Consider the following 12,234-nt stretch of genomic DNA (forward strand, 5'->3'; position numbering starts at 1 on the left):
ATGGTAGTTTATTTTTGCGCAAGTCCCCTATTTTTGCCAAAATGGGATGTTCCCTACGGACTTGGTGCTTGTGCATATATGAGACGTATTCTGGAAAATCAGGTAAATAGCATTATTGACTTAATTATCGAAACTAAAAAACAAGATAATGATCCAGAGGAAAGTATCAAAGAACTTATTAGCATTAAGGAAGGAAAAGTATTAGATAATAAGCTCAAGCTAGCTTATAAATTTGTACCTCAATCAATAATTGTTAAGGGTCATAATCCCTTAAAATTGATGTACGAACTTCTAAGCGATGGTGTGCATGGAAAAAGCGAAGATGAATGCACTCAAACAGCTTTTCAACTATTATCAATTTTTGAATATGTAATAGTTGAACTTAAACGACAACAAGAAAACAAAGAAAGATTTATCAAATCTATTCGCTCAATTTCAAATTAGTAAATTTGTTTGTATCTGCTAGGCATAATCTAACCAAAACAATCAAACAGATTCACCATCAGACTTTTGAATTGCCACTTTACGCTTAGATTCTAAACGAACCCGCCATTTTTCATCAATTTCCGTAGCTCGTTCGTACAGAGAAAGAGCTTGTTGTTCAAAATCCTTCGCCAAATCCAGCAGTTCGTCTAGGGTTTTCTCGTCGGGTAGTTTCTTCATGCCAAATCCTTTAGAATATCGAGAATTCTTTTGCCTCTTATTTTAGCTTCCATACACTGTCCCAATAACATTCCTAAATCCTCTCCTGCTTCTTGAATTTCTGCACTCGTGATATCGGGTGCATTCAAACGTTCTGCGATCGCTTGTATTCTCTTGCGGGAAATTTCTACAAACAGTAAACCATTGTTAAACAGAGCTACAAACTGAATCAACCTAACGTTATCGGGAAAATTGGATAAAACAGGTCTAACTAAACTCAAACCTTCATCTGCTTCCCTTTCCGTTATTTCCAGTTCTAAATTTAGACGTTCGATAAAAGATTGTATTTCTGGGGGAATCGGCATTGCTGCTCTTTAAAACTTTATTTAACCTACAGATTTTAGCCTGAAGTTATTCATTCTCAACCTCAGATCACACCCAAAAACCCCAACCATAAACGATAACAGGTATTAAACCCCTAAATAATACCTCGCTCTATGTTTGCCCGTAAAGAAAAGCCGTTACCTACACCAGTACTCAAACCACTACAGAATAACAACACCTCATCGACGGAAGATGCAGGTATTCACTTGGGAGAGAGTTATTACTGGAATCCTGAAGCCTTACCCAACGGGCATATCGTAGCCATTGGCGCATCTGGTAGTGGGAAGACGCAGACCCTCAAGGCGATCGCCTATTCCCTCCATACCACCTACCCAGAGATGCAGGTTATTCTGCTAGATTTTCACGGCGACCAAGAGATTATCGGTGAGACTTGCTATCCGATCCACATGGCATCCCCTCACGGTATCAATCCTCTGGTAGTTAATCTCGACCCTGAAGGGGGAGGTTCTAATTTACAGGCGATTCAGATGGCGGGAATTTTGAAGAAATCGCTGCGTCTTGGTCCCAATCAGGAAGGGATGCTGATTGAAATTATTAAAACCTGCTATCTCAAGCGGGGTATAGTTCAGGAGCGACAGGAGACATGGAGTTTAGAACCTCCTAACTTTGATGATATTGAAGAGGAATTGAACCGCCGAGTAGCTACGGCATTTCAAGATGAAGAGAAGAAAGAACTAGCCGAAAGTATCCAGCTTAGGAATTTACCAGTGGGCAAGCCTAACGCCAGTGGTATCTATTTCATCTTCCATCAAAACCAACTTGTTTACATTGGTGCAGCTAGAGACATCCAAAAACGCATCGACGGACACCACCACATTCGCTACCTCCTCAAAGACCATTATCCAGGGGAAACAGTAGAAATTCGCTATTACGAACATCTATCTGACTGGCAGGAGTTAATCAAACTCGAAAACTACCTAATTCAGCTACACAAACCACCCCTCAACCAAACTACCCTCAGAACCGAATGCAAAGAAAGCCAGAAACTTAAACTCAAGCTAGCTGCTACATTTCAGTATGGAGTCTTCAGCCGTCCCCAACCAGAGTTTAACGAGAAGCTGATTCGCATCGATCTATCCAAACTACCCACCGAACTAAGAGCGATCGCTGCTGAGTCTCTAGCATGGCAACTAATGAACCAACACCGCTTACAGGGAGAGATACAGGGCAGACTTCCTCGCACCTTCCTATTCATTGATGAAGCCAAGGAAATGCCCAAAAAAGAAGGTAGTGCTTGCGATCGCATAATCGCAGACGGTAGAAAGTACGGCTTGTCATTAGTTATGGCTTCTCAATCCGAACGTCATCTATCTGCTGATGTCATTGGCAACTCCAGCACCAAAATTGTTTTACCAGTCGATCAGACTGAATGCTCCAAAGTAGCCAAAAAGTTCAGATTCGCCGAGAAGAAAGTAGCAGCTTTAGAACCCCTAAATGCCCTCTGTCGCTTTGGTAAAGAAGCAGAGCTATTAGAAATCCAGCCCTATTACCAACGCTTAGAAGATGCTGAAGAAAGTTAGAAAGCTACTCCGCGATCGCTCTCCCGATTGGCTCAATACCGAAGTCAACAAAAATCTGCTGCAAAATCTCTCTGCAAACATCAATTGCTCCCCTCGCCCAAACTTGGGAGAGGGGTTGGGGGTGAGGGCTGATATTCAACCAGCTTCTAAACGGTCAATATCACCAAACAGCGATTACATTGCGCGTAGCCAAAGCGATCGCTCAATCTCTACTGAAAACTGTTTACAGTTCCCAACCCCAGGCACTCCACACTGGCGCAGAATCAAACAGGTATTTCAGGCACTCGACAACGCACCCTTCGACGCTTCTTATAACCAACTTATTGAATACGTTAGAGAAACTACAGGAGTTGGCTGCTCCCGCAAACTAATTTCTAAGTGGAAAAAATATCGTCAGAATTCTGATTTGTTACTACCTAAACATGATCTGAGTAATGGAAATGGTAGCGAAATAAATATCGTCAGTACCTCAAGAGCGATCGCTTTGGGCGAAGCTTCACCAGTTCCTTGTAACCAAACAATCGAACGGGAATTATCTACTGTAAACTGTTTTCAGTTGAACCAATTAGAAGATAATTCTAGTAATAATGATTCCCTCAATCGCCCGAACTTACTACCTGTAAAAACATGGTCGTATTTGGCAGCAGCAGGAATCATGGTTAGTTTAGTCGGCTGTGAAATCATACCTTTTAACAATCATCCAAGCGAAAATGTTGCCATTGCTTCGGTTACTGCGCCCATAACCCCTCTGACCCCAATACCAGAAAGAAGAAAGAATCGTTTAGAACCCCGCAATATCAAAATCGAACTTACTTTATCCAATCCTCAAGACCTCAAGGTAAAACCAGGAGACAAGATAAGCGCAGGTCAAATATTGAGCGATCGCGTATCCGAACGTAACCGCCTCCAGGCGAAGAAAAAACAGCTACAGCTATCCTTAGAAAAACTCAACCTGCCCTTAACCCCAATTCCCCAGCCCAGAACCATCCCCGAAATTAGACCGTTACCTCCTGTTTCCTATGCCGAAGCCGAAGCTGCTATCAAACTCAAACAGCAAAAGTTAACCGAAGCCGAACGAGCGATCGCTCTACAGCAGAAAAAGATTGACTCGCTCACCCAACTTCGGGCTTTCCCCAGTCATCGGTCTAAGGGAGGTGGCGACATCAAACTCATCCTCGAACACGAACAAGCTAATCTAGCCAATCTCGAAGCTGCCCGACAGTCGGCACAAATTCAGCTAGAAGTAGCCCAAAGCAAACTTACTACTGCTAAAGAAAGACGGGCATACATCGAATATCAAAGACAGCTAGAACAGACCCGACGGGCGATCGCTATTGAACAACAGCATCAAGCCATACAACGCCAGAAGTCAGAGAGAGAGCGACTGCTGGCAGAAAGGGAATACAGCCAAGCCCAAATTGAGACTCAAATACAAACCCTCGACTACCAAATTCACCAACTCTCGACAGTACGCGCACCCTATGAAGGCACTATCAAAAAAGTTAAATGGACTGGTCAATCTGACCATCATCTCACTGCCGTTATTACTCTGGCAGTCAATGACAATCGCCCAACCGTCGCCAACAGCACGAGCAAACCAATTCCAGATAGAGAAGCTAAACAAAGCACCCAAGCCCAACCCTAATTACCTAGAGTTACCCTGTTTGAGTAGCAGTAGCGAATGTGTTGAACTATTGGCAGCCAAAGCGATCGCCAATTCTCCCGAATTAGTCACCCTAGACGAACAAATTGCTCTGATTGACGAGCGGTTGGTTGTGGCAGAAAAACGAATCGACCATACTTCTAAAAAACGCTGGACTAACTACATATCAAGCGACCCCCTACGTATTGCAGCTAATATTCTCGGTGGGGGAGACGTGCAGAGGGATAATATAGCGATCGCCGATTTGGAAGTCAAGAGTGGGGAATTAGAGGCATATCGAGCTAATCTGCACAGGCGCAAAGCCGAGGTTAAATCCCAGTTACGAGAAGAGGTTTTGGGTTTGGTGTTGGAATATGAGGCAGCAGAGAGAGAGTATGTTCTAGCTCAATCTAAATTAGCTACTTACAGTCAACAACGTCAGCTTATTGAAATAGACTACCAATTTGGTAATGGTTCGACAACGCAGATGTTGAGTATGTGGCAGCAGGGGGAGAGTTTGGAAGCTCTAGTTATTCAAGTTGAGAGTAAAAAAAAGGAAATAACTAGAAAACTCCAGCAAATAATTAGTTTTACTCTCACAAATTCTCACAAGTAAAAGGGTATTATGCTGCGTCGGCGCACTCCAGAAGAGGAAATAAAGGCAAGGAGGAATCACGAGAAAGCAATATAGTTGCCTTAGACGATAAAAACTTAATACAATCTAGCTTATATTAGTATTTTTACTGAAGCGAAACAAATATATGTCGAAAATTACTCGTCCAGCCTTAAAAGCACTATCAACGCTTAGTGGTCGCTTTGGTTTTCCTATAGAGGCTTATCTTCGATTTTACGATGATGCAAAAACAGAACAACGTGAAGCTCAACTTGACGAGATGATTTTAAATGGTCAAAACCTTACCCGCGAAGCTCTTGAGCAAATATTTGAAACTAAAGGGGAAATACAAGAATTAAGAGAACAATTAATTTTAGGAATACAGGCGATCGCAGAAATCATTCTTCAAAATAGAGAATTACTATCAAATTTACAGACCTTAGAAAATAAAATTCCAAATTTAATAAGTCATCACAGTGGAATATTAGAAGAAAATGGATTTATTACTCAGAAAATATTAACAGATGAGATTTCTAAGTTATATTCAGCAGACCCTAATTTATTTCTAGCAACAATTGGCAGCGCAGGTTTTCCCCTTGAGACAATTTCTCAAGGCAATGCTCCCAAGGTAATCGTTTTTCACTTCTTAACAAGATGTTCTGCTCTAGAGCTAAATCAACAAGTAAAGATATTTAGCTCTTTAAGTGAAGCAAATCCTGGTAACAAATCCTTGCAGGTAGTTACTTCTTTACTTCGCGAAAGACTTCTTAGTCAAATACAAGTGTAAATCAAGATTGATGACAAGTTTATTTGAAAAACATCTAAGTACTTACGAAGCAGATATTAGGTCTGATTTAGTCTCTGCTTATAAACAAAATAAATCACTGTTTTTAGCAGTTCTTGAAGATTGCGGATTTCCAACTGAGCATTTGGCAGACGATCAATCTTTGTTTATTACCGTTACCGATTTTTTGACTTATTCTAAAAAACTAGACATACAAACAATAAGTGAAATTTTTACAAAGTTACAACAAAAAAATCCAGGTCTTACTACACTAGCTACTATCAAGAAAGTATTGGAAAAAGCTAAAAAAGATCAAATAATTGACAGTATTTCACTTGACAATAATAATAAACCAGAATTACCAAAAGATTTTTTTGAAGCCAAATTAGCAAAAGAACTTCAACCTTCCGATTTACTCGGACTTAGAGCGCAAGAAAGAAATGGCTTCAGAGAGAATATTTATTTGGAAAGAGAAGAAGTAGACCTGAAAATATATAATCTCATAAAAAAAAGAAAAAATGTTATTATTTCGGGTAAACCACTTGCAGGTAAATCTAGAACAATATTAGAACAATTAAAAAGAAACTTTTCAGAATCAACTGTCTATTTAGCGAATAAAGATATAGACATAAACATCAGTAAAATTGAATCATTAATTAATCATAATAAAGACGATGAAAGTTATTTTTATATATTTAATGATATTGATAATTTTATCGAGCAAAAATATTTTAATAATTTGATTGTCAAAATAATTGCTCAATCAGAGAATAATATTATACTCGCTTCATGTAGAACTATTTATGTAAAGTCGGTCTTTGATAGCCTTGGAAATGAGTTGAATGCACTTTTTGCCCCTATTAAGATAAATTCTCTTGATGAAGAGTTAAGAAAAAAACTCGATAAACTAGACGTAGATCGAGATAGTCTTATCAAAGATGATACTATAGGATCTTATTTTTTTCCTCTCTCTGAAATGAAGTCAAGATATATCGACTTAGAAAAAAACAGAGAAAATAATAAAGCTGAAAGGATTCAATATGAAATCCTAAGAAGTTATAAATGTATAGAATTTTGGAGAAGAAACAATCGAGGAGTAAAAGATATTATCATCGAATACGCTCAGAAACGTCTCCTAAATCATTATCCTGTAAAATCAAATGTTTCTCCTTATGAATGGAAACAATCAATTAAAGTATTAGCCCGCCTAGGCTTTATAAAACACGAAGGTAAAAAAATAAGCATTGAATCAGCATACGTCGAAAAAATAATTGCAAATCAAGAATCCGAAGAAGAATTTGTGTTTGAAATTATTGGTTATTATCCAACTGTTGAAAATGCTAGCAAACTAATATACAGAGTTTCAAAAAAAGAACTATCTTGGCAGCTATATGACCATATGCGCCATATTGGTATTAAACCCGATCATTATACGTTTAATAGTTTGTTAACCAAAACAAGTGATAGAGATAAAATTTTAAATTTATTATGTGATATGAGGCGGGCTGAGGTAAAGCCTAATGAGTTCACATTCAATATCTTAATTAAGCAACAAAATAATTTTGATGATGCCTGGCAAACATATCAAAAAATGCTGAAGCAAAAAATAGAACCCAGTGTAATTACGTTTAATACACTATTAAGTAAAACAAATAATTTTGATGATGCCTGGCAAATATATCTAAAATTACTGGATACAGATATCGAATTTAGTGAGTCTACCTTCTATTGCCTTATTAGCAAGACCAGTAACTTCGAGCAAGCTATAAAAATTTTTCGTTCTTATTGCTCGTCTGGTTTCGAGCCTAATATAAAATTTCTTGAAAGTACATTAAGTAAATTTCATTTATCTAATGAGAATCCAGTAGATTTCAATAAAGAAGTTATGTATGTTCATGAGCAAATTCTTAAGTTTGGTTTGGTACATACAACTTCTACTTTCAGAATCTTACTAGCTAGTATGCCTGACTTTGAATCTGCTTGGGATATTTATCAAGAAGCTGTGAATAGTAAAAAAATTGAAAAATCTTCACCGACTATCTTTACTCAGTTAATTGATAAAGCAGAAACTTACGACCAAGCTAACAAACCTTTTTCTGAAATGATGAGGAAGGTTTCTAATTCAGAAATAGTAGGGCTAACAATAAATCCCTTTAATAAATTAATCGAAAAAGCTCCTGATTTTACAACAGCTTGGTCTATTTTTGAATATATTTCTAAATACCAACTTAGTTATGATAGTTGTACTTTTTCTAATCTAATGCTTAAAACAGATGACAGAAAAGAAAGAGATTTTATTCTGCTAGAAGCTAAAAAAAGATTACAACATATTGATGATATTAAGTACACTAGAAATTCATTATATGCATCAATAATATCAAAAACTAAAAGCTTTGAAGAATCTTGGATTGATTTTGAAAAATTGCTCGGTGCAGGGACTAAACCCAATTTAGTTAGCCTTTTCTATTATTTAATCAGAAAAACTGATAACTATAAGGATTCTCAAAAAGTTTATCAAAAAATGCTAGATATGGAAATACAACCAGATTTAACCATTTTTAATATTTTAATTCTTAAAGCAGATAATTTTCAAGATTCTTGGCAAATATATCAAAAATTACTCGATACAGGTATCGAATTTAGTGAACCTACTTTTTATTGCCTTATTCGTAAAACTAGCAACTTTGAACAAGCGATAAAAGTTTTTCGTTCATACTGTTCGTTTGGTTTCGAGCCAAATATGAAATTTATTGAAAGTACATTAGGTAAATTTCATTTATCTAATGAGAACCCAGTAGATTTCAACAAAGAAGTTATGTATGTCCATGAGCAAATCCTTAAGTTTAATTTTGTACATACAACTTCTACTTTCAGAATCTTAATAGCTAGTATGCCTAACTTTGAATCTGCTTGGGATATTTATCAAGAAGTCGTGAACAGTAAAAAAATTAAAAAATCTTCACCAACCATCTTTACTCAGTTAATTGATAAAGCAGAAACTTACGACCAAGCTAACAAACCTTTTTCTGAAATGATGAGAAAGGTTTCTAATTCAGAGATAATAGGGCTAACAATAAATCCCTTTAATAAATTAATCGAAAAAGCTCCTGATTTTACAACAGCTTGGTCTATTTTTGAATATATTTCTAAATACCAACTTAGTTATGATAGTTGTACATTCGAGTCTTTAATTAGGAAGGCAAATAGTATTCAGGATAGAAACAGAGTTTTGGAGGAGGCTGAGAGTAATTATACTAAAAATTCTAATAACTTAAATAAAATATTTGCTGAAGAACAAAGAAAGTCATTCTATGAACTTTTGAAACAAACTAGTTGCTTTAAAGATGCTGTACAAGTTTATCAAGAAATGATTGATAGAGAAATAAATCTTTCCCCTAGTATTTTTCTACGAATTTTACAAAAAGTTGATAGAACGAAAAAAGAAGCTTTTAATGAAGCAATGTATGTACATAATTTGATGTGCAAAAAAGACGTGATACACAACTCACCTACTCTAGATTTATTGTTGAAATGTACTCCTGATTTCGATACTGCTTGGAGATTATACAGAGCGATTGAAAGGGATAATAGAGTAAGTGAAATTTCATTTCATGTTTTTGCTACTTTAATCAGTAAAGCAAATAAAAATGAAAAAAGGAAAATTCTTGAATTTGTAAAAACTAAATATCCAAAACTTGTAACTGAACTAAATACACATATCAAACCAAAAAGTGGAAAACCCATACTAAAAAAGAAAAAGCTCAATTGAAAGTAAAAACTTTTGTTTGTCCAACATTATTTCACTGCATCAAAGTTCCCGTTTTCCCTACTTTGTTGCCCAAACTAATCTCAAAATTTCTCACTTCAATTCATTTTGAGTAAAAATACGGTTTAAGAAATAGTTAAGCTTCTCGTACCCTAGTATTAAGCCCGTTACCAGGGGCGCAGTTGCCACTGTTACCAAATCGATCGCATACCGTTACCACTATGAGTAAAGATAAGAGAGAGCAAGTTTTCCAAGCCTGTCAGGAACTATTGGAAGAAGAAAAAAGCGTTACCGTCAGAGCAGTAATCGATCGCGTTGGTGGTTCTTCTCGCGACATTTCCCCCATCGTCAAAGAATTTAAGGAAAAACTCGAAGCAGAAAGCTCCCTCTCCGTTTCAGAAAAAACCGAGGTCAATACCAGAGATTCCAATGAAGAAGATTTTATTGATACCAACCCTGTAACAGCTAACTTAGAAAGAGTTGACAAAGAGGCTCAACTAATTGCTGCTAGAAAGATTGTTGCTACTGCTTACTACGAAAAAACGCAGCAGTTTAACTTACCAGGACTACAAGAAGAAGTAAATCAGGCACTCTCAGAAGTAGATGCGATCGCCCATAGCCAAGACGAGACATTATCCCCAAAAGGGATGTTGAACTGGCTCAAGACAAAGCAGCCCACCCGCTAACAAACGAATTAAAACAGCCAGAAGTAGTTTCAACGACAAAAACACCAAAGCAGTCGGTATCGGATACGTCCGATAAACCCGATAAACAAACTAAACGGACATCTCACGGTTTTGAGGCAACCTCAAAAGACGTGTCCTCCTCAGTTACACTCAAACAACCAACAGACTCCCATCCCACCCCTCAACTTACTTACTCCCAGGTTGCCATCGCTGAGAGAAGATCGCTACTCAAAACTTGGTTGGCATCTGTAATCGGTACCGCGATCGCTTTTGCCTTAGTATCTGGTATCAAAGACATACGGGCATTGGTAACGACTTCCATGAGTGCAGGTAGCATTGCCTTCGTCGTTTCCGCCCTTGGTAACGATCGTGGTAACTCTAGGTAACGAAAAACAGGTAACTGGTAACGCCATAGAGTCGTATAATTACAGTTATACGATCCATAATCGTCCGATCCCTTATAAACTCAATACTTTGCTTACGTCGTATAATGCTAGCTACTTCCCAACCCGCAGCAATCGCTCAAAATAACCTCATAGAAAGCTTCGCCCACTTTCTCAACGTAGACGTGGCAGCAGGAGACGCTAGCGATGACACTATCAAAAACTACCTCTGTCAGACCAAAAAATACTTCCAATGGTGCAATCGAGGCGCGATCGCACCCCTAAAAGCTACCAGAGATGATATCAAGCAGTACCGACGCTGGTTGATCGAAGTCAAACAGTACAAACCCGCTACCATTGCCTTTAAACTGATCGTGGTCAGAAGACTGTATGCAGCAGCCGTCGAAAAAGGACTCATCCCCAGCAATCCCGCCCTCGGTGTCAGTCCTCCCAGAGAATGTCGCGACCCCGCAGAACGCATCACCTATCTCGAACAGCCCGAAGTTCCCCACCTCTTAAATGCCATTCCCACCCAACTATCCATTCCCGCCTTGAGAGATCGGACTTTAGTGGCAATTATGACTATGGAAGGCTGTCGCACTGTCGAGATGCACCGCCTCAGCATGGGAGATATTATAAGACGGGGGAGAAATGTCGGGTTGCGCGTTAAGGGCAAGCGATCGCTGAGAATTGTTCCCCTAATTCCCGATTTAGTCAAGCTGCTAGAATTGTATCTCGAAGCCCGACAGCAAGCAGGAGAAGAATTTACCCCCCATACTCCCATCTTTATCTCGGTAGCCCGCAACAACTTCGGTCACAGGCTGACCCGTCGCAGCATTCAAAGAATCGTCGATAAATACCTCACCGCTACCAACCTCAAACACACCCCTGGAAGAACTCTTTCGGCACATAGTTTGCGTCATACTGCTGGCACGCTAGCCCTCAGAACTGGTTCGGATTTGCGCCAGGTACAGGACTTACTCGGACACAGCGACCCCCGCACTACTGCCATTTACGCTCACGTAGGCGATCGCTGGGAAAACAACCCCGCTTTAAAGTTTGGGGTAACGTTATTTTAGCTCTTGACGAAACCAGAACACACGAACTATGTGGTCATAATGCCCATAATCATTGCTGCAAGTCACGGCTTTTGGTATCGTGCGCTTTGTGGGTATGGGTACTGGTAACAAAGGACTCTATATCACTGGTGGGGTTTGTTTGGTTGCAGGTATGGCGTTGAAGCAGTTGGGTAGTGTTAGAGGTGCGAGGAAGAGATTAGGTCAATGATTTATTGAGAGGTTTAAACAATGATTTATTTGATTGAAGTTACTTTGAAAGACGGTAGCGTTATTCCCGCTTTTCTCACAAAAAAGGCGATCGCTATTTGCCAAAAAGCATACCGCATCTATGTTTGACCCTGGTGTTAAGTCCCTGCGGTAAAACAACAGTCTGTGGTTTGAGTTCCAGTCAGCATCACAATCAATTAAACTTTAAAAAAAGCAATTTACTTGGCATAAATATCAAGTAAATATATTCCTTATATCGATAAATACTTCTAAAATAATAGATATAAAATAAGATATAATTTAACTATAAAAGTAAATTTAATTCATCTCTTTAATGACTCCTAGTTCTACAGAACATATCCCAAAACAATTTAAATTTGGAAGTATAAAAGGAAGAAAAATAATAGCTGATTTTACGGGAGGGAGAATTACCTCAGATGCAGGAATTGTCTTACTGGCAGAATTAGATAAAAAGCTGAAAATAACAGAGAAATTTGCTAAGTTTTT

At 38.4% G+C, this 12,234-nt stretch carries 12 protein-coding genes and 1 pseudogene; 11 read left to right on the forward strand and 2 right to left on the reverse strand.

Going from position 1 to position 12,234, the window contains the following annotated elements; genetic code table 11:
• A pseudogene (locus H1P_RS24455) lies at positions 1-444 on the forward strand (hypothetical protein); the annotation flags it as partial.
• Between the two features lie 42 nt (positions 445-486).
• On the opposite strand, the gene H1P_RS36450 reads toward H1P_RS24455, so the two are convergent.
• Both H1P_RS36450 and H1P_RS24460 read right to left on the reverse strand, forming a co-directional pair.
• Positions 487-663 carry a hypothetical protein gene (locus H1P_RS36450; RefSeq protein ID WP_186376122.1) on the reverse strand — a complete coding sequence of 59 codons (177 nt, stop codon included), beginning with the start codon at positions 661-663 and terminating at the stop codon, positions 487-489.
• Entirely contained in the window at positions 660-1,007 is a 348-nt protein-coding gene (locus tag H1P_RS24460; RefSeq protein WP_144872258.1) for a restriction endonuclease subunit S, read from the reverse strand. The genes H1P_RS36450 and H1P_RS24460 overlap by 4 nt, the downstream gene beginning before the upstream one ends.
• 132 nt (positions 1,008-1,139) lie before the next feature.
• On the opposite strand from H1P_RS24460, the gene H1P_RS24465 reads away from it, so the two are divergent.
• The 10 genes from H1P_RS24465 to H1P_RS24510 all read left to right on the forward strand — a co-directional run.
• Positions 1,140-2,567 carry an ATP-binding protein gene (locus tag H1P_RS24465; RefSeq protein WP_144872260.1) on the forward strand — a complete coding sequence of 476 codons (1,428 nt, stop codon included), beginning with the start codon at positions 1,140-1,142 and terminating at the stop codon, positions 2,565-2,567.
• Positions 2,551-4,212 (forward strand): HlyD family secretion protein, encoded by a 1,662-nt coding sequence (locus tag H1P_RS24470; protein WP_144872262.1) that lies wholly within the window; start codon positions 2,551-2,553, stop codon positions 4,210-4,212. The genes H1P_RS24465 and H1P_RS24470 overlap by 17 nt, the downstream gene beginning before the upstream one ends.
• Positions 4,127-4,825: a hypothetical protein gene (locus H1P_RS24475; protein ID WP_246141935.1), complete on the forward strand. Its 699-nt coding sequence runs from the start codon at positions 4,127-4,129 to the stop codon at positions 4,823-4,825. The genes H1P_RS24470 and H1P_RS24475 overlap by 86 nt, the downstream gene beginning before the upstream one ends.
• 145 nt (positions 4,826-4,970) lie before the next feature.
• Positions 4,971-5,609: a hypothetical protein gene (locus tag H1P_RS24480; RefSeq protein ID WP_144872264.1), complete on the forward strand. Its 639-nt coding sequence runs from the start codon at positions 4,971-4,973 to the stop codon at positions 5,607-5,609.
• A 10-nt stretch (positions 5,610-5,619) separates the two neighbouring features.
• Positions 5,620-9,375, forward strand: a complete 3,756-nt coding sequence (locus H1P_RS24485; RefSeq protein ID WP_144872266.1) for a pentatricopeptide repeat-containing protein — start codon at positions 5,620-5,622, stop codon at positions 9,373-9,375.
• Between the two features lie 218 nt (positions 9,376-9,593).
• Positions 9,594-10,058, forward strand: coding sequence for a DNA-binding protein (locus tag H1P_RS24490; RefSeq protein ID WP_144872268.1), 465 nt, complete (start codon positions 9,594-9,596; stop codon positions 10,056-10,058).
• Between the two features lie 131 nt (positions 10,059-10,189).
• Positions 10,190-10,444: a hypothetical protein gene (locus H1P_RS24495; RefSeq protein ID WP_144872270.1), complete on the forward strand. Its 255-nt coding sequence runs from the start codon at positions 10,190-10,192 to the stop codon at positions 10,442-10,444.
• A gap of 104 nt (positions 10,445-10,548) precedes the next feature.
• Positions 10,549-11,520, forward strand: coding sequence for a tyrosine-type recombinase/integrase (locus H1P_RS24500; protein ID WP_144872272.1), 972 nt, complete (start codon positions 10,549-10,551; stop codon positions 11,518-11,520).
• A gap of 52 nt (positions 11,521-11,572) precedes the next feature.
• The gene (locus H1P_RS24505; RefSeq protein WP_222427214.1) at positions 11,573-11,728 is read left to right on the forward strand and encodes a hypothetical protein; all 156 of its coding nucleotides are present in this window, start codon (positions 11,573-11,575) and stop codon (positions 11,726-11,728) included.
• A 333-nt stretch (positions 11,729-12,061) separates the two neighbouring features.
• A partial coding sequence (locus tag H1P_RS24510) for a transposase (protein ID WP_186376123.1) occupies positions 12,062-12,234 on the forward strand: 173 nt, incomplete at its 3' end.

The organism is Hyella patelloides LEGE 07179 (assembly GCF_900659865.1).
GTDB classification, from domain to species: Bacteria; Cyanobacteriota; Cyanobacteriia; order Cyanobacteriales; family Xenococcaceae; genus Hyella; species Hyella patelloides.